Annotated in this window: 18 protein-coding genes; 9 read left to right on the forward strand and 9 right to left on the reverse strand. The window is 63.0% G+C overall.

Annotated elements, in window-relative coordinates; translation table 11 throughout:
• Positions 1-23: 23 nt before the first annotated feature.
• Genes der through L1277_RS13280 form a run of 3 tightly spaced genes read left to right on the forward strand, consistent with a single transcriptional unit; the run spans position 24 to position 3,453 of the window.
• Positions 24-1,538 carry a ribosome biogenesis GTPase Der gene (der, locus tag L1277_RS13270; protein ID WP_253377018.1) on the forward strand — a complete coding sequence of 505 codons (1,515 nt, stop codon included), beginning with the start codon at positions 24-26 and terminating at the stop codon, positions 1,536-1,538.
• 37 nt (positions 1,539-1,575) lie between these two features.
• Entirely contained in the window at positions 1,576-2,484 is a 909-nt protein-coding gene (locus L1277_RS13275; RefSeq protein ID WP_253377020.1) for an NUDIX hydrolase, read from the forward strand.
• A gap of 9 nt (positions 2,485-2,493) precedes the next feature.
• Positions 2,494-3,453 (forward strand): nucleoside hydrolase, encoded by a 960-nt coding sequence (locus tag L1277_RS13280; protein ID WP_253377022.1) that lies wholly within the window; start codon positions 2,494-2,496, stop codon positions 3,451-3,453.
• Between the two features lie 15 nt (positions 3,454-3,468).
• Here the strand turns inward: L1277_RS13280 and L1277_RS13285 are convergent, their stop codons facing one another.
• Positions 3,469-4,062, reverse strand: coding sequence for a GNAT family N-acetyltransferase (locus tag L1277_RS13285; RefSeq protein WP_253377024.1), 594 nt, complete (start codon positions 4,060-4,062; stop codon positions 3,469-3,471).
• A gap of 184 nt (positions 4,063-4,246) precedes the next feature.
• Between L1277_RS13285 and L1277_RS13290 the strand changes: the two genes are divergently transcribed.
• The gene (locus L1277_RS13290) at positions 4,247-4,690 is read left to right on the forward strand and encodes a hypothetical protein (protein WP_253377026.1); all 444 of its coding nucleotides are present in this window, start codon (positions 4,247-4,249) and stop codon (positions 4,688-4,690) included.
• A gap of 92 nt (positions 4,691-4,782) precedes the next feature.
• Here L1277_RS13290 and L1277_RS13295 read toward each other — a convergent pair whose 3' ends face one another.
• The 5 genes from L1277_RS13295 to L1277_RS13315 all read right to left on the reverse strand — a co-directional run bounded on the left by L1277_RS13295 (position 4,783) and on the right by L1277_RS13315 (position 8,260).
• Positions 4,783-5,226: a GNAT family N-acetyltransferase gene (locus L1277_RS13295; RefSeq protein WP_253377028.1), complete on the reverse strand. Its 444-nt coding sequence runs from the start codon at positions 5,224-5,226 to the stop codon at positions 4,783-4,785.
• Positions 5,227-5,275: 49 nt separating this feature from the next.
• Complete coding sequence (locus L1277_RS13300; RefSeq protein WP_253377030.1) at positions 5,276-6,037, reverse strand: SDR family oxidoreductase; 762 nt, start codon at positions 6,035-6,037, stop codon at positions 5,276-5,278.
• An 86-nt stretch (positions 6,038-6,123) separates the two neighbouring features.
• Complete coding sequence (locus L1277_RS13305) at positions 6,124-6,495, reverse strand: hypothetical protein (RefSeq protein ID WP_253377032.1); 372 nt, start codon at positions 6,493-6,495, stop codon at positions 6,124-6,126.
• Positions 6,485-7,363: an RNA polymerase sigma-70 factor gene (locus L1277_RS13310; protein ID WP_253377033.1), complete on the reverse strand. Its 879-nt coding sequence runs from the start codon at positions 7,361-7,363 to the stop codon at positions 6,485-6,487. The genes L1277_RS13305 and L1277_RS13310 overlap by 11 nt, the downstream gene beginning before the upstream one ends.
• Before the next feature lie 159 nt (positions 7,364-7,522).
• A complete protein-coding gene (locus L1277_RS13315) occupies positions 7,523-8,260 on the reverse strand; it encodes an alpha/beta fold hydrolase (RefSeq protein ID WP_253377034.1) in 738 nt (245 codons plus the stop codon).
• Between the two features lie 215 nt (positions 8,261-8,475).
• Here L1277_RS13315 and sigJ point away from each other — a divergent pair, with 215 nt between their 5' ends.
• From sigJ to L1277_RS13340, 5 genes are all read left to right on the forward strand, one after another.
• Positions 8,476-9,453, forward strand: a complete 978-nt coding sequence (gene sigJ, locus L1277_RS13320; protein ID WP_253377035.1) for an RNA polymerase sigma factor SigJ — start codon at positions 8,476-8,478, stop codon at positions 9,451-9,453.
• 238 nt (positions 9,454-9,691) lie between these two features.
• The gene (locus L1277_RS13325) at positions 9,692-10,459 is read left to right on the forward strand and encodes an SDR family oxidoreductase (RefSeq protein WP_253377036.1); all 768 of its coding nucleotides are present in this window, start codon (positions 9,692-9,694) and stop codon (positions 10,457-10,459) included.
• A gap of 87 nt (positions 10,460-10,546) precedes the next feature.
• Complete coding sequence (locus L1277_RS13330) at positions 10,547-11,869, forward strand: NAD(P)/FAD-dependent oxidoreductase (RefSeq protein WP_253377038.1); 1,323 nt, start codon at positions 10,547-10,549, stop codon at positions 11,867-11,869.
• Complete coding sequence (locus L1277_RS13335) at positions 11,859-13,496, forward strand: cytochrome b N-terminal domain-containing protein (RefSeq protein WP_253377040.1); 1,638 nt, start codon at positions 11,859-11,861, stop codon at positions 13,494-13,496. Before L1277_RS13330 ends, L1277_RS13335 begins: the two co-directional genes overlap by 11 nt.
• A 66-nt stretch (positions 13,497-13,562) precedes the next feature.
• Complete coding sequence (locus L1277_RS13340; RefSeq protein WP_253377042.1) at positions 13,563-14,522, forward strand: alpha/beta hydrolase; 960 nt, start codon at positions 13,563-13,565, stop codon at positions 14,520-14,522.
• Here the strand turns inward: L1277_RS13340 and L1277_RS13345 are convergent.
• From L1277_RS13345 to L1277_RS13355, 3 genes are read right to left on the reverse strand one after another with little or no spacing between them, the layout of a single operon-like run.
• Positions 14,515-16,176 carry a glycoside hydrolase family 13 protein gene (locus tag L1277_RS13345; protein WP_253377044.1) on the reverse strand — a complete coding sequence of 554 codons (1,662 nt, stop codon included), beginning with the start codon at positions 16,174-16,176 and terminating at the stop codon, positions 14,515-14,517. The genes L1277_RS13340 and L1277_RS13345 overlap by 8 nt on opposite strands.
• A gap of 1 nt (position 16,177) precedes the next feature.
• Complete coding sequence (locus L1277_RS13350) at positions 16,178-17,095, reverse strand: carbohydrate ABC transporter permease (RefSeq protein WP_253377046.1); 918 nt, start codon at positions 17,093-17,095, stop codon at positions 16,178-16,180.
• Positions 17,092-18,057, reverse strand: a complete 966-nt coding sequence (locus L1277_RS13355) for a carbohydrate ABC transporter permease (RefSeq protein ID WP_253377048.1) — start codon at positions 18,055-18,057, stop codon at positions 17,092-17,094. Before L1277_RS13355 ends, L1277_RS13350 begins: the two co-directional genes overlap by 4 nt.
• Between the last annotated feature and the right edge of the window lie 4 nt (positions 18,058-18,061).

Below are 18,061 nucleotides of genomic sequence, written 5' to 3' on the forward strand. Positions count from 1 at the left end.
GCACGATCGTAGAGAGAGACAACATGGCTGACGCCTTTGACGAGAACACCACCGACTACGACGATCGACTCGTCGAGCGTATGAGCGACATCGACGAAGAGCTCGCCTCTCGTCGCGCCGACGCGCTGCGCAGCGGGCTCAACGACTATGACCTCGGCGACGAGGACCTCGAGATTCTCGAGTTGACGACCGACGACCCCGACGCGATTCACTACCTGCCCGCGTTGCCGGTGCTCGCGATCGTCGGTCGCCCGAACGTGGGCAAGTCAGCGCTCGTCAACCGGATCCTCGGCCGCCGTGAGGCCGTCGTCGAAGACACCCCCGGCGTCACCCGCGACCGGGTGAAGTACAAGGCCGAGTGGAACGAACGCCAGTTCACCCTCGTCGACACCGGCGGATGGGAGCCGGACGCCAAGGGCATCGACGCGTCAGTGGCCGCGCAGGCCGAGGTCGCCATTGACCTCTCCGACGCTGTGCTCTTCGTTGTCGACGCCAACGTCGGGGCAACCGCCACCGACGAGCACGTCGTTCGCCTGCTGCGCAAGATCGACAAGCCCGTCTTCCTCGTGGCCAACAAGGTCGACGATGTGCGCCAGGAGCCGAACGCTGCCTCGCTGTGGTCACTCGGCCTCGGCGAGCCGTACCCGGTCTCAGCACTGCATGGCCGCAACGTGGCCGACCTGCTCGACCTCATCATGACCAAGCTGCCCGAAGTGTCAGCTGTCGCGAAAGAAGAGGTCGGGGGACCCCGCCGCGTCGCGATCCTCGGTCGCCCGAACGTGGGCAAGTCGAGCCTTCTCAACAAGGCCGCCGGTGAAGAACGCGTCGTCGTCAACGAGCTCGCCGGAACCACGCGTGACCCGGTCGATGAGCAGGTCGAGATCGGCGGAAAGGTGTGGCGGTTCGTCGACACCGCCGGTATCCGCCGTCGCGTTCACCTGCAGCAGGGCGCAGACTTCTACGCCACCCTGCGCACGAGTGCTGCGCTGGAGAAGGCCGAAGTTGCCGTCGTCATGCTCGACGTCTCCGAGCCGATCAGCGAGCAGGACGTGCGCATCATCGACCTCGTCCTCGAGTCCGGTCGCGCCCTCGTTCTCGCCTTCAACAAGTGGGACCTCCTCGACGACGAACGCCGTCGCTACTTGGAACGTGAGATCGAGCAGGACCTTGCGCACGTGTCCTGGGCGCCGCGCGTCAATATCTCGGCCCGCACCGGTCGTCACATGGAGAAGCTGGTTCCGGCGCTCGAACTCGCGCTCGAGTCGTGGGACACCCGCCTGCCCACCGGTAAGTTTAACGCGTTCCTCGCCGAACTCACCGCAGAGCACCCGCACCCGGTTCGCGGTGGCAAGCAGCCGCGCATCCTGTTCGGCACCCAGGCCTCGAGCCGCCCGCCGACATTCGTGCTCTTCACCACCGGATTCCTCGACCCGGGCTACCGTCGCTACATCCAGCGTCGCCTCCGCGAGGTCTACGGCTTCGAAGGCAGCCCGATCAACGTCAACATGCGTGTGCGTGAGAAGCGCAAACGGTCATAAACCGCCGGGTGCTGCAGAACTCGTGAGAAGCTGAATTGTGACCAGCGAGTTTGTTCCCCCGCACCCGCGCAACCCGGGCGACGCCTGGGTGCACGCCGAGGACGGCTCCAAATACTGGGGCCGTTTCGGCGCAGCCGGGCTGCTCGTCGTAGACGCCGATCGCGGGATCCTGCTGCAGCACCGCGCCCTGTGGAGTCACTTCGGTGGCACCTGGGGGCTGCCCGGCGGCGCGCGCCACGAGGGCGAGGGTGCCGTCGATGGTGCCATCCGTGAGGCGAACGAAGAAGCGGCGGTGCCAACGGATGCTCTTCGGCCACGATTCTCGGCGACTCTCGATCTCGACATTTGGTCGTACGTCACCGTGGTGGCCGACGCGATCGCTCCGTTCGACCCGCGGATTGCCGACCCGGAGAGCCTCGACGTGCGGTGGGTTCCGCTCGATGAGGTGGACACGCTGCCGCTGCACCCCGGTTTTGAGTCGGCGTGGCCCGCCCTCCGGCGTGACCTTGACCGTCGACCGGTGCTCGTAGTCGACATGGCCAACGTTGTCGGCTCCCGGCCGGACGGCTGGTGGAACGACCGCGCCGGAGCGGCCGACCGACTCGGATCACAGCTGCAGGCGCTGGCCATGACCGGCCTGCCCGCCGAGCAGTTGGGACTGCCGCAGTCACACTGGTGGCCGGATGTGGTTGCTGTGCTCGAGGGGCGGGCGAACGAGGCCACCGTGGACGACGCTGAACGATTCTCGGTGGTGCGCTCGTCGACAGACGGTGACTCGAGGATCGTCACCGAAGTGAGCCGCTTGATGGCTGAGCCAGGGGCATCCGTCACCGTGGTGACAAGTGATCGCGGCCTGCGGGTGCGCGTGGAGGCGCTCGGAGCGGTGACCCGGGGCGCTGGGTGGCTGCGCGAGCTGCTGGACGGGGTGCCCGGCGGGGAATCGTAAGCTGGTCGAATGCGCACTCTTCCCGTGATCCTCGACGTTGATACCGGTGTCGATGACGCCCTGGCTTTGCTTTTTGCGGCGACGCATCCCGCGATCGATGTGCGCGCCGTGACCTGTGTGGCGGGGAACGCTCCGCTCGAGCAGGTCGTCGACAACACGCTGCGCATCCTCGACGCGGCGAATGCTCCGGCGATCCCGGTCGCTGCCGGCGCTGTCCGACCGCTCCTGGCCGCGCCGCGCGTCGCCTCGCACGTGCACGGTGCCGACGGGCTTGGCGGGCTGACTCTGCCGCCAACGAGCCGGCAGGCAGCGGATGTCAGCGCGGTCGAACTAATGCGCCGCACGCTCATAGACAGTGCCGAGCCGGTCACCCTCGTCGCGCTCGCCCCGCAGACAAACCTGGCGTTGCTCGTGCGCACTCACCCCGAGGTGCTCGAGAAGATTGAGCGCATCGTCTTCATGGGCGGCTCGGCGAGTGTGGGGAATGCGACAGCCGTGGCCGAATTCAACGTCTGGCACGACCCGGAGGCCGCAGCCATCGTCCTCGGCGCGGGGGTACCGGTGTTCATGTACGGACTCGACGTGTTCAACCAGGTGACCGTGGACGCGGCGATCGCCGAGACACTGGCCGTGGGCGACTCGCCGCTGGGGCGGGTGGTCGGTGCGCTGCTGGGCAACCGGGTCGCCCTGAGCGAGGACCGCTCGCTCGTTTACACCGGGCTCATCGGTGACGCCGGCGCGGTGTGCGCGCTCGTTGCCCCTGACGCTCTGGTCGTCGAGCGGCGGCCGGTGCGGGTCGAACTGGCGGGCTATGGCCGCGGGCAGACCGTTGTCGATCGGCGCCGGTATTCGGGTGAGGACGCGATTCACGGCGGAGTCGGGGACTGGACGGTGATCGACGTCGCTGTCGACGTGGACGCACCGCGCTTCGCCGCCTTGTTCCTCGAGACGCTGGGACTCTCCGGCTGACGAACGACCGGGGCTTCAGATCGTGAGGTTGAGGCGCATGAGCGCCCGGTCGGGTTTCGGCCGAGACACCTCGGTGAAGCCGTTGGCAAGGAACTGCGAGACGATGCCGTAGTAGAGGTCGGCTGACGCGACTTTCTCGCGGGCGGTCGGGTCGACCGGGTAGCCCTCGAGCACTGTCGCACCGTGAGCTCGTGCCTGCTCGATCGCGCCGGCGAGGAGTGCGGTCGCGATGCCCTTCTTACGAAAACCAACTCGAACCACGAAGCAGGTCACTGACCAGATCGACGGGTCGTCAGCCGGGTCGGGATCGGCCGCAACGCGCGTGCGGTGCAGCTCGGGGTAATTGCGCCGCGGTTCGACGGCTGACCAGCCGACGGGTTCGTCACCCAGGTATGCGATCACGCCGGGTGGCGGGTCGAGTTCTCGAACCTGCTCGGCCAGCAAGGGTTCGCAGGTCGCTCGGCTGGCTTCCTTCCAGTCGGCCTTGTTCATCTTGAAGAACTGGCACCAGCAGGTCGACGGGTCGCCTCGGGTGCCGAACACCGCCTGGACGTCCTGCCAGGGTGTATCCGCAACCGAAACGACGCGAATGTTCGAGTTCCCTTCCATGCCGGAAGCCTAAAGCGTATAAAGGACATCGGTCCATCGGTGCGCGGCTGGCCATGACAAAGTTCCCGATGGAACGGTCACAGCGTCACGTCTCATCTGGTCTTAGCTTGCAGTTCCGCTGAAGCGGATTCGCGAACGGGCTGAAAGGAGACCGGGCGTGGTACATCACCAACCGGGGATCATCATGTCACTCAGCACTGCACAATACTCATCGGTTCAGCACTCCTCGCCGACACCGTGGGCCATGGCCTGGGAATGGCTAGCGCGACCGACCCACTACCGGGCGGTCCGAAATTTGCGGCTGGCGCTCGAGGACGGAGACGCCGCTCGCCTCGCTTCGCTGCTTGAACCCGCTGTCGCCGTCGTCGTCGACGATGGTCATGCCGAACAACACTCCATCAAGGTGGTCGACGGTGAATATGACGCGGTCGCGCTCCTCCTTCTCGGCATGGGAGGCCAACCGGGACGATGCCTTCTCGAGCGTTCCGTCAACGGTCAAGCCGGCCTCTTTCTTCGTCAGGACGATGAAACAACGGCAACAATCACGATTGACTTCACCGGACGCCTGGTCAGCGTGGTGTGGATACGGTTGCGCCCCTTGATGCTGCGTCACTGGAACACCGTCTGAGTGGCGCCCGCCAGTCACACTCGCAAACACCCCGGCATGTGGCTGTCTGCCTGATGCCGGGGTGCTCAGTATGAGAGCCGGGCGACGAAGTTCTATCTCGCCGGATCGACGAGATCGGCATACTGCGGGTACCTCGTGATGAAAGCGGCAACAACCCCGCAGTACACGCGTATGTGTCTTCCTTGTGAGCGGATGTCGTCGAGCGCATCGGCGATCAGGTCGGCGGCGAGACCGCGCCCCCGAAATGCCGGGTCAACGGTTGTCGCCAGCACGTCGATCCGGTCGTCCTCGACGGCGAATCGAAGAGTCGCGATTTCCTGCGAGTCCATCATTGCCACGTAGACACTTTCATCGTCATACCGACGTAGTGTGATTTCCGAGTTCGTCTCCGCTGATGGTCGATCAACCTCTCGGGCAGCATCGGCTGTCACTTCTGCGATGAGCCTGGCCGTTCCTTCATCGAGAAAACCAGCACCGTCAGGGTACCCGGCGGTATCGGGATATTCGAAGGTGTGAAAACCGTCGTGATGAGTCATTGCAGTCCTCCTTGGATGGTCTATGGATTAGTGCGGGTCACGTGGGTTGCTAGCGACCCACAGGCACCGGGTTCGCCGGCAGCCAGCTCTGGAAGCGAGTCGCAGCAAGGCGGGCCTCGGCTGCGGGCAACAAAGTGTGGGGGTCGAGAAGTGCACCAAAGTACCGAGCGGCGGGATCAGCGACAACGCGTCGGCCGTCTTCACGAAACTCCAATCCGGTTCGCACCAGATCGTCGAGATACCACTCGTCAGGCCCGGCCACCTCGATCACAGCGTTCGTCGGCTCGTCGACAGCAGTTTCCGCGACCGCTGCCGCTACGTCAGTGGCGGCCATCGGCCGAATCCCCGCGTGGGCCAGATGGACCTCCCCATCGACTGTCGCCGAATCCGCGATACTTGTCACGAACTCAAAGAACTGGGTCGCGTGGACGATGCTGTACGGGAGTCCACCCTGAACGATGAGTCGCTCCTGAGCAATCTTCGCGCGGAAATAGGGGCTCTCGGAGAGCCGGTCGGTTCCGACAACCGACAGTGCAACATAGTGACGGATGCCTGCGGTGCGTGAGGCGGACAAGAGATTCGTTGTTGACGTGGTGAAAAAGTCCATCACCGCCCGTTCTTCAAAGGAGGGGGAGTTGGAAACGTCAACAACGACGTCTGCGCCGGCCAGCACTTCGGATAGGCCGGCGCCGGTGAGGGTGTCTACACCCGAAGCGGGCGAAGCCGCGATCGCGAGGTGACCGTGATCTCCCAAGGTGGACACGAGTTTCGATCCGATGAGGCCAGTGCCTCCGATGACGACGATTTTCATGGTGTTCCTTTCTGGCTGTGGGGATGGTTCTCCTCCCCGTGCCAGCTTTGACCGAACGGCACCTGCGTCTGTGACGCGTTCACCCTTCAGAGCTCCGGAAATCGCTGTCGGTTCCACGGGAGAAGCTTCCGGGGTGCGGCAGAGAGCCACAGGCGGTCAATCTGCCCGGTGAGGCTGTAACCAGCGGTGAGAACCCCGACATCCCATCCGTCGCACAGTCGAAGCGCCAGTCCAGGAGCTCCGTTGACAGAAACCTCCACAAAGAATGCACCGTCGTATGCGTGACGAAAGCTCTGCAACCGGGCGGCGCACAAAGAGCGACCGTGAATCACACCGCCGGTTTCGTCGCCGGTGTCGAGGACCATTCGCACTGAGTTCTTGAACACAGCGGCGAGAGCGAGGTCATCGCCGGTGTTCAGTGCGTTGAGCAAACGGGCGATGACATCATCACGCGACACGGGAAGTCACGGCACCGAGCTTGTGCGGATTCATCATCCACAGCAGCTGGTCGATGCCATCGATGGACGCGACGACTGAGACAACAGCGAAAACGCTCTCGTCCCGAGAGAGTACGACCGCGGGTTGGCCGTTCAGTGTGGTTTCCTCGATTCGAACGCCGGTCCAGAACTGCCTCTGGAAGGCACGAACGAACTTCGCCACCGTCACCCTCCCGCGCACGGGGAACTTGGAAGCGCGGACGATTCCGCCACCGTCAGAGTACGAGACAATATCTGCCGCGAAGAGGCGCTCGAGGTCTTCGAGCTGGCCGGTCTGTGCGGCGGAAAGGAATGCGGAAAGGAGCCGGCGCTGCTCCGTCGTTGAGACCTGCCGTCGGCGCTCTCCCTCGAGATGCTTGCGTGCTCGACTGACGAGTTGTCGAGTTGCCACTTCTGAGACCTGAACGATCTCGCAAATCTGTGTGTACGAGTAGGCGAAGGCTTCCCGGAGAACGTAAGCGGCGCGTTCAGTTGGTGTGAGCCGTTCCAGCATGACCAGGACGGCGAAGTTCAGCGCTTCAGCGCGTTCCGCCCCCAGCGCGGGGTCGTTGCGGGTGTCGACGGGTTCGGGTAGCCACGGGCCGACGTATGTCTCGCGCCTCGCTCGTGCGGACTGGAGTGCGTTGATGGCGAGACGAGTCGTTGTCGTGGCGAGAAAGGCAGCGGGATTCTCGACAACAGATCGGTTTGTACCCTGCCATCGAAGCCACGCCTCTTGCACAATGTCTTCCGCCTCGTGAGCGCTTCCGAGCATTCGATAGGCGATGCCGAAGAGGCGAGGGCGTACCGTCGCGAAGACCGAGAGCGCGTCTTGGAGGTCGGTAGTCATGGCGATAGTCCTGTCGATTCATCGAGGGTCTGCAGAACGTCCCTCTACCTATTCAGACCAGACAGCCCTCAAACCTGTGACAGCATTCGGACAATTTCTTTTGGACGCACTGACGGGGTGCGACAGCGAACGTCGCCGCACCCCGTTTACCTCGCGGAATCACACCGTAATTGTTGCCTCGGCAACCGTGCGCACGGCGGTAGCGATGGTTGACGCGACGTCAGCCGGCCGCGACACACTGGTCGCGTGTGACGCGCCGGTGAGTTCGGTCGTTCCTCGGGAACCGGCGCGCTCAGCACCCGCACGGAACACTGCGGCGGGGATATTGCGGTCCTCGGATCCGAATACATGCCACGAGGGGTGATTGGTCCAGCCCGGTTGATCCGACTGGACGGTATCGCGCAGTGCTGCCTCGGTGATGGGGCGTTGGGTGGCGCCCATGAGACCGGCAACTTGTACTGGAGCATCCGCGGCGAATTGACTGTGGAAAAGCGACCGACGAATAACAAACTCCACTCCGCCCGTCGACAGCGGGATCGGATCCAGGGCCTCGCCGAGTGTGCTGCCCGGTGCGCTTGCTGACAGCGAGAACGCGCTGTCACCCTGCTCAGGCACGAACGCGGAAACGTAAACGAGGGCCGCGACCTTGTCATTGTTGGCTGACGCTTCGCTGATCACGAGACCGCCATACGAATGCCCGACGAGAACGACCGGGCCGTCGATAGAAGCAATGACGTCACGGACGTATGCCGCATCACCACTCAAGCTGCGGAGCGGGTTTGCGACCGCGACTGAGGTGATTCTCATTGCGTACAGTCGTTCGATGACACCATTCCAACTTGCTGATTCAGCGAAAGCGCCGTGCACGAACACGACCGTTGGGCTTTGATCTGACATGAGTGTTTCCTTTCTCCGTGAACCACCCCTGTCGATGATTCACCAACTCAGACAGCACCAAGGCCGGTGCTGTGACAGGAAATCGGAATCACGGTGTTGCGCCCAGACTTTTTCTTGACATTTACTCACCTTCAGTGACAGCTTGGACGGGTGCCGACCTGCGGGCGTTCTCGGCAATCGCAGGCGTGAACGGTCGCCAACCCGAAAGACAACCAATGCGTTCCCATGAAACAACGCAGCTGGCTTCGTCGCCGCGCGAGTCTCGACGCCCCGGTCGCATCAGTTATCCATCAGCATCGGTCCTTCCGAAGACAGCGTCCCCCGATCTCGATGAGGCATTAGCGGCGTTTTCCGCGGTGCAACGTCGTCTGTTTGGAATCGCGTATCGGATGCTCGGGAGCGCGTCAGACGCGGAAGATGTCGTCCAGGAGGTCTGGGTTCGCTGGCAAGGCTGTGACCGTTCCGTCGTGCGGGAGCCGGCAGCGTTCCTGGCGACAACGACAACGCACCTCGCTCTCAACATGATGACGTCTGCGCGGGCACGGCATGAGGCATACATTGGGCCCTGGCTCCCTGAGCCGATTGACACTGGTGTTAATCCGGAACTGGCCGCAGAGAGCGAGGAGACGCTCGAGCTTGGAGTGCTTTTCCTGCTCGAACGCCTCTCGCCGGCGGAGCGAGCGGCGTATGTGCTTCGCGAGGCCTTCGACTATCCCTATGCGCAGATCGCCGCCATTGTCGGGGTGGAACAAGCCAACGCTCGTCAGTTGGTCAGCCGCGCGCGGAAACACCTCGCGACTGAGAAACATCCACCGGTCGGTGCGTCCCAACAACGGCGTTTCCTGGAAGCGTTCCTCGGCGCCGCTCAATCCGGAGACGTCGAGGGGCTGGAGACCATCTTCTCCGACGACATCGTGAGCTACTCCGATGGCGGCGGCACGAGGCAGGCGGCCCGGATTCCACTGGTCGGACGTACGCGTGTGGTCAAATTCGTGGCCGCTCTATCCGAGTGGTTCTGGGACGGTGTTGACATTCAGTGGATCGAGGCCAATGGTCGCGCGGCGCTGCGCCTTGTGGCCAACGACGAAACCTTTGCGCTCATCACCGTCAGCGTTTCTGCTGAAGGTATCCACCAGCTGTTTTGGATGGTGAATCCGGCCAAGCTCGACAAGATACTGCCTGCCCTCGCGTGACTACTCGTTGGCCAGTTCCTCTCAGTCGTTGAAAGGCCTTCGCCGTTCGCCGTCAACGGTGATGACGCGTGGTAGCTGGAATCTCCGCTTTTAGTCTCCAGCTGGGAGCTGATGCCGCGGGTATCCGACTTTGGTCGACGCGGATTGTCCGCTAGCCGTCACAGACCGCATGTAGTCCCGGTCGTTGCTGATGAGTCGCGCGGTGTTTGCTGCGTGCTGGCATATGAAAGGACTACACATGAAGATCGTCATCGTCGGAGGAACCGGGCTGATCGGGCGTCGCGTCGGACAAATCCTGCAGGAGTCAGGCCATGAGGTGGTTGCCGCGTCACGTTCCACGGGCGTCAACGTGGTGACTGGCGAAGGCCTTGATGATGTGCTCCAGGGAGCTCACGTTGTGGTTGACGTCCCGAATGCGCCGTCATTTGAAGACGGCCCGGTCATGGAATTCTTCCGAGCGTCGACACAAAACTTGGTCGCAGCTGAAGAGAAGGCCGGAGTCGGGCACCACGTGGTGTTGTCTATCGTCGGGACCGACCGACTCCCTGGTATCGGATACATGCGGGCGAAAGCACGGCAGGAGGAAATCGTGCGGGCGAGCGGGATCCCATACACGATCGTGCGCGCCACGCAGTTCTTCGAGTTCATCTCGGCGCTCGCCGACGGCGCTACAGAGGGAGATGTCGTCCGGCTCGCTCCGGTTCTCATGCAGCCGATCGCGGCCGCCGATGTCTCGAAAGCGGTGGCTCACATCGCCGTCGGAGACGCTCTCAACGACGTCATCGAACTGGCCGGCCCCGACGCTCTTCGTCTGGCGGATGTTGCGGCTGACCTCCTCCAGGCGACCTCTGACTCCCGGAAGGTAGTTCCGGAGATTTCTGTCGGCTACTTTGGCGGCACCGTCACAGATGAGTCGCTGACGCCGGGACATGACGACCGCGTGACCCGGCAGCTTCGTGGTGCCACATCGTTCTCGGCGTGGCTGAACTCGATCGTCCGGCACTGATCTGAAGATTCGGGGCGCTCTCGGGATGTCACACGAGAGCGCCCCGTCCGGTCTAAGTGATGAACCCGTCTACATAAGGAGCATCGCATGCACAAGATCGTTATCGTCGGTGGCGGCTATGCCGGTTTTTACACGGCATGGAAGCTCGAGAAGCGGCTGAAGCCGCACGAAGCTGAACTGCTGATCATCGATCCGCGGCCATATATGACGTATCAACCGTTTCTTCCTGAGGTCGCCGCCGGTTCGATCGAGCCCAGGCATGCGGCGATCTCGCTTCGCTCTCACTTGCGGCGGACACGCATTCTCGCTGGTGGTGCCACCATGATCAATCATTCGGCACGGTCGGTGACCGTTGAACCCGCCGATGGGCCGGAGCTGGAGGTGGAGTACGACACGATAGTCGTGACGGCAGGAGCGGTTACCAGGAAGCTTCCGATTCCCGGTGCCGAAGAAGTCGCCATCGGAATGAAGCACGTTGAGGAAGCCGTTGCGATCCGCGATCGAGTCCTCACCGCCTTTGACCGCGCGTCCGTCCTTGATTCCGGTGCTGAGCGGCAACGGCTGCTCACCTTCGCATTTGTCGGCGGGGGCTTCTCCGGTGTTGAAGGCTTTGGGGAACTGCTTTCCCTCGCAACCGGGCTCCTCAAGTCCTATCCGGAAATTCGCTTCTCCGAGTTGTCCTTCCATCTTGTCGAAGCGAGTCCTCGAATACTTCCCGAAGTTACAGAAAAACCGGGTTTGTGGGTGGTGGAGTCGCTTCGATCTCGAGGCGCGCACGTGCATCTCAGTACACGAGTTATTTCCGCCGTAGACGGTCATGTCGAGCTCTCGACTGGTGAGGCGTTCGACGCCAACCTCATCGTGTGGACGGCGGGAAATGCCGCTCACCCCATCATCGCTAAACACACTGACCTGCCAACGGACGAACGCGGCCGGCTTGTGGTGCGGGCCGATCTCCGAATCGGAACGTTCGATGAGCCCGTCGCGAATGCCTGGGCGGCAGGAGACAACGCAGCCGTTCCCGATCTTGCCTTGGAACAGTCCGGGTCGTTCACCGTGCCGAACGCCCAGCACGCCGTGCGCCAGGGCAAGAGACTGGCAGCCAATATCGTCGCGTCACTGCGAGGTGAGCGTCCGCGTCCCTATCGACACGATTCGCTCGGGGTTGTTGCCACGCTCGGACTTGGCCGGGGAATCTTCCAGTACAAGAGAATTGTGATCACGGGCCTGCCGGCATGGCTGATGCACCGGGGCTACCACGTGCTCGCCATTCCGACCTGGGAACGAAAGATCCGGGTGCTCGCGGTCTGGTTGACGGCCTTTGTGAGCGGACGCGACATCGTGTCGTTGCTCTCCGTGCAAGAGCCGCGGAAAGCCTTCGTTTCAGGAGGTATCCCTCATGCCCGCTGACCGCCGTCCTCGGCGTCCTTCCCTGAGTGACCGACTCAGCCTCAAGCTGCTGAACACCAGGGTATTCGGGCACCGCATCGCTGAACTGAACGCTGACGTTCGGCGCAGAACCGTTCCGAACCACTGGACGACTCTGGTCGGAGTCGTGACCATGGCCTGTGTCCTTGTCGTCACCGTGACGGGGCTCATTCTGATGTTTTTCTATACTCCGTCGAGCGATTCCACGCGGTACAGCGGCACCTACGCGGCGCTGCACGGTGCCGAGGTCTCCAAGGCATTCGCATCCATGATGCGCATCACCTTCGAGGTTCCCGGCGGGCTTCTGTTGCGACAGCTCCACCACTGGTCCGCACTGATGCTCCCTGCCGCGGTCTTGCTGCAACTGATCGTTGCCTTTTTCACCGGCGCCTTTCGTCGGCCGCGACGAGGCATGTGGTTGTTGCTCTTCGGTATCTATGTCGTCAGCCTGGCGGGCGGTTGGAGCGGCTATGCCTTGCCGGACGACATGCTCTCGGGCACCGGGCTGCGAATCACCGAAGGCATTATTCTCTCGATTCCGCTTATCGGCACATGGCTGACGTACCTGTTCTTTGGTGGCTCCTTTCCGGGTGCTGTCATCGAAAATCTTTACCCGCTGCACGTCGTCGTCGTTCCGGCGACGCTTTTCGTCTTCCTCATCCTTCGTGGGCTGGCCGGTTGGCGGCATAAACCAGCGCAGTTTCCAGGACGGGACCGCACCGACGAAACTATCGTGGGTTCTCCGCTGGTACCCGTCGTGGCAACCCGCGCAGCCGGGCTGTTCTTTCTCACCGCGGGAGTTCTCGTTCTCGTGTCAGCAACCGTGACGGTGAATCCGATCTGGCTCTATGGCCCAGCCTCTCCTGGAGATGCTTCCGCCGGAAGTCAGCCCGACTGGTACACCGGCTTCCTTGACGGTGCACTCCGTCTCGTGCCTCCGGGCTGGGAATTGCAGCTGTTTGATCGCACCTGGACTCTGGCGTTGCTTGTCCCGCTTGCTGTGGTGACGGTCTACCTCCTCGCCATGGCCGCCTATCCGTTTGTCGAAGAATGGATCACCGGTGACCGGCGCGATCATCACCTGCTCGATCGCCCCCGCAATACCTCAATCCGAACGAGCATCGGCATCGCCGCAATGGTCTTCTACGCGGTGTTGTGGGTCGCGGCGAGCGCCGACCTCATCGCAACTCATTTCTCCATCGCACTCGAGCAGATCATCGGCGTCCTTCAGGTATCGCTTGTCCTGGGTCCGATGATCGGGTTCAGCCTCACCCGACGAATCTGTCTCGCTTTACAGAGGAAAGACAGTGAGGTGCTTGTGCACGGCTTCGAAACAGGGCGCGTCGTCCGACTCCCCGGTGGGGAATATGTGGAGGTCCACCGGAAGGTCGGCGACTCCGAGCACGCAAGACTTGCTCGGGCAGACGACTATCGGCCTCTCGAGCTTCGACCCAACGAACGTGGACAGCTGCCACTGAGTCACAGGCTGAGGGCCGCGCTGTCTCAACTCTTCTTCGAAGACCGCATTCAGCCCGCAGTATTGGCGCACGAGGCACCCGGGAAATCTCAGGACGGTCCCGTCACAACGGATGAACGCGTCTTGTCCTAGCTGGTGGAAGCGCCCAACATCGGTCGCCTTCAACGCACACAAGCTCACTAGTGAAAGGGAAAGACTATGAACTCCAACATTCTCGAGCCAGAGGCACAGGCTCTTGCTGACGCAACATCACAACCTCCATTTCTTTACGAACTCGGAGTTGACGGCGCTCGGAAGGTGCTCGACGATCTCCAGAAAGCGCCGGTAGCTCTTCTCGACGTCAACGAGGAATGGATCACGGTTCCCGCTGCCGTGGGCGATGTCCGTGTCCGAATCGTCAAACCCCACGCAGCGGCGGAGATTCTTCCGACCATCCTCTACGTGCACGGCGGAGGGTGGGTTCTGGGCAACGCCGGTACCCACGACCGCCTCGTTCGCGAGCTCGCCGTTGGAGCTGAAGCCGCTGTGGTGTTTGTTGAGTACGATCGTTCACCTGAATCCCGGTATCCGGTCGCGATTGAGCAGGCATATGCCACAGCCCAGTGGATCACTCGTGAGGGCGAATCCAAGGGCCTCGACGCAACCCGCCTCGCAGTTGCCGGTGACTCCGTCGGTGGCAATATGACGGCGGCACTCGCAATCCTTGCTCAGCAAAGGGGCGATGTTACGTTCATCCATCAGTCGATGTACTACCCGGTTACCGATGCTGGACAAGACACAGCCAGCTATCGGCAGTTCGCTGACGGGCCGTATCTGACTGCCAAAGCAATGGCCTGGTTCTGGGACAACTATCTGCCGGACGTGACGAGGCGCTCGGACATCACGGCTTCACCGCTCCGTGCCACGGTCGACCAACTTTCCGGGCTACCGGAGGCTTTGCTTCTTGTCGATGAAAACGACGTCCTTCGAGACGAAGGCGAGGCATATGCGCGCAAGCTCACCGAGGCTGGAGTGCGAACAACCAGTGTTCGCTATAACGGCACCGTTCACGACTTCATGATGCTCAACCCGCTGCGGCCCAGCGCCGCGACCACCGCTGCGGTGGAGCTTGCGATCCACGCGCTGCGCAAGGCGTTCGGTCGGGTACTCGTCAGCTAAGCGGAAGCGACGGGGCTCCCTGCTGGAGCCAGACGGTGGTCTCGGCCGGGAGCTCGCGGTGGCGGAGCCGGGTGCTCGAGAGCAACAGGGTTCCGGCCGGCAGGTCCGTCGGCTCCGAGCCGAAGTTCATCACGATCTCCCACCCGTTCGGTCGGCGAAAGTGAACCACCTGAGCAGGGGAGTCAATCCACTCGAGGGACTCGTCAGTCTGCAGCCGGCGGCGCAGGTCGAGCGCCCGCCGGTAGAGCGCGAGAGTCGAGTCGGGGTCGAGCTCCTGCACCGACACCGAGACCGAGGCGAACCAGTCGGGCTGGGGAAGATGCGCAGGCGCCGTTCCGAACCCAAACGAGGGCCGGTCGGGTGTCCACGGGAGGGGTACTCGGCACCCGTCTCGTCCGATCTCAACACCCGCGTTGCGGAAGAACGCCGGGTCTTGCCTGCTCGCCGCCGGGATATCGGCAACCTCATGCAGCCCGAGTTCTTCACCCTGGTAGAGGTAGGCAGAACCCGGCAGCGCGAGCTCGAACAGGGTGGCCGCACGAGCCCGCCGCAGACCGCGCTCCCGGTCGAGGACGGGGGAGACGCCCCCGGTGAGCAGCCAGGCGTGGCCGTGTTTTTCCTTCGGGTTCGCGGGTTCGGGAAGGCCATACCGGGTGGCGTGCCGGACGACGTCGTGGTTGGAGAGCACCCAGGTTGTTGACGAGCCGGACACCGCGGCCAACGCAAGGTTGTCTTCGACGACGCGGCGGAAGGCATCCGCATTGAAGTTGGCCTCGAGAAGATCGAAGTTGAAGGCCTGGCCGAGGCTCTCGGGGCTCGCGTAGCGCGGAATGCGGTGTGACTCGACCCAGGCTTCGGCCACCGCAGTGCGCGGTGGCGAGTAGCTGTCGAAGACGGTACGCCACTCGGCGTAGATGTCGTGCACTTCGTCGCGGTCCCAGAGCGGGTGACCGCCGTTGCTCTTTGGTGTCGCGTCGAGGTCGGCCTGGCTCGGCAGTGTCTCGTCAAGCTGCTTGGCGAGGCCGTGCGCCACGTCGATGCGGAAGCCGTCGACACCGCGGTCGGACCAGAACCGAAGGGTGGTGAGGAAGTCGTCGCGTACCTCGCGGTTGTCCCAGTTCAGGTCGGGCTGTTCGGTGGCGAAATAGTGCAGGTACCACTGGCCGTCACCGACCGGCTCCCACGCGGGGCCACCGAACGCGCTGGTCCAGTCGGCGGGCGGCAGCGCTTTGTTCGGCCCGAGCCCGTCGCGGAAGATGTAGCGCTGTCGGGCGGGGGACCCTGGGGGAGATGCGAGGGCTTCGACGAACCACTCGTGCCGGTTCGAGCTGTGGTTGGGCACAATGTCAACGATGAGCCGGATGCCGGCCGCGTGCAGGCCGGCCACGAGGTCGTCGAAATCGGCCAGGGTGCCGAGCCGCGGGTCGACGTCGCGGTAGTCGTCGACGTCGTATCCGCCGTCCGCGAGGGCTGACGGGTAGAACGGGCTCAGCCAGACCGCGTCGATGCCCAGCGTTCGCAGGTAAGGAATGCGAGAACGGATGCCTGGAAGGTCGCCAAGCCCATCACCGTTGGCATCTGCAAAGCTGCGTGGATAGATCTGATAGACGGCCGCTTGACGCCACCACGTGGCATCCGTTTCGCTGATCGACATCTCAGCCCTTGACCGCACCTTGCGTGACGCCTTCCATCACCCAACGCTGGGTGAAGAGGTAGACGATGATGGCCGGGGCCATGGCCATGAGGTACGAGGCAAAGGAGACGTTGTAGTTAGTGCTGAATTGGGTTTGGAAGATGTTCTGCACCACGGGGATCGTTTGCTGGGAGGCGTCGGCGATGATCAGCGAGGGCATCATGAAGTCGTTCCAGGAGGCGAGGAACGCGAAGATCGCCACCGTCGCGCTCATCGGTGCGAGCAGCGGGAAGATCAGTTGCCAGAAGGTTTGCCAGGTGGTGGCGCCGTCGATGCGGGCACTCTCTTCAAGTTCGAGGGGAATCGAGCGGAGGAACGCGGTGAACAGCAGGATGCTGAAGGAGAGCTGGAACATGATGTGCAGGATTGTCACGCCGACCGGGTTCGCGAGGCCGACGAGGCCGGTGAGCTGGATCTGCGGGAGGGCGACGACCGGGAACGGCAGGAACATGGCGGCGAGCAGGTAGAAGAACGAGTAGCGGAAGAGTCGGTGTTCCCAGTTGCGCACGATGGCGTAGGAGGCGAGGGCGGCGAGGAGCACGGTGCCGACGACGGTGCCCAGGGTGACGAGGGTGGTGATGGTGAAGGAGACCGGGAAGTTGGTGAGGTTCCAGGCCTCGGCGAAGCCGGAGACGTCAATCGGCGCAGGGAGGGAGAAGGCGTTGCCGTCGACCGCCTGCGCGGTGCTCTTGAGCGACATCGAGATGGTGACGTAGAGCGGCAGCAGCACGGTCAGCGCGCAGAGGAACAGGATGACCATGACCGACCAGTTGGTGGTTTCCTGGCCGACCTTGCCGCGACGGCGTCGGCCCGAGGACTTCGAACCGTCGGCGGAGGCGGCCACGGCCGGAGCAAGAGGCCGCGAAAGTTCTTGCGTCATGAGAGGGCCGCCTTTCCGCGGGTGAGCCGGAGCTGGAGGATCGAGATCAGGACCGCGATGATGAAGAAGAGCGTGGCGTTGGCCATCTGGTAGGCGTAGTCGCCACCGGTGAATCCGGTGAAGATGGTCATCGCGATGCTGCGGGTGGCGGTGCCTGGCCCGCCGTTGGTCAGACCGACGATGATGTCGTAGGCGCCCAGGTAGTTCTTGAAGCCGAGGATGACGTTGATGACGACGTAGCCGGCGACCAGCGGCAGGGTGACCGAGCGGAGGCGAACCCAGGCGTTGGCGCCGTCGATGTCGGCCGCTTCGTACACTTCGCCGGGGATCGACAGCAGCCCGGCGATGTAGATCAGCAGGGTACTGGGAATCGACTGCCACGCGGTGACGATGACCACGCCGATCCACGCGGTGCTCTCGTTCGTGAGGATCGACTCCTGGAGCCAGCTAATTCCGGTTGCGGCGCCGAAGGCCGGGAGCGAGTTCGAGAACAGGAACTTGAACACGAAGGCGATCACAATGCCGGAGATGACCATGGGAATGACAAAGATCGCGCGTAGGGGAGTCTTCAACCGGATGCGTGAGGTGAGCGCAACGGCGAGGAGGAACGCGATCACGTTCACGAGGATGACCGTGACGAAGGCGAACCCGAAGGTGAAGAGGTAGCTGGAGAGCACGGCCGGGTCGGAGAACACCGCAATGTAGTTGGTGAAGCCGACGAGCTGCCAGTCACCGAAGCCGATGAAGTTGGTGAAACTGTAGAAGATGCCGAGGACCGCCGGAAGCGTGATCGCCAGGGTGAAGAGCACCAGTGTCGGTAGGAGGAAGAGGTAGTAGACCGGGTCGACCTTGGGTTTGCCTCGGCGGGAACGCAAACCGGCGATGTGGGCGGCGCGCCCGCGCTCAGCGTCGGAGACGAGGGAGCCGGCTGTCGCCGATGCCGGAGTGATGGGAGTACTCATGATG

Origin of the sequence: Okibacterium sp. HSC-33S16 (assembly GCF_024171565.1) — a bacterium.
Classification (GTDB): Bacteria; Actinomycetota; Actinomycetes; order Actinomycetales; family Microbacteriaceae; genus Mycetocola_A.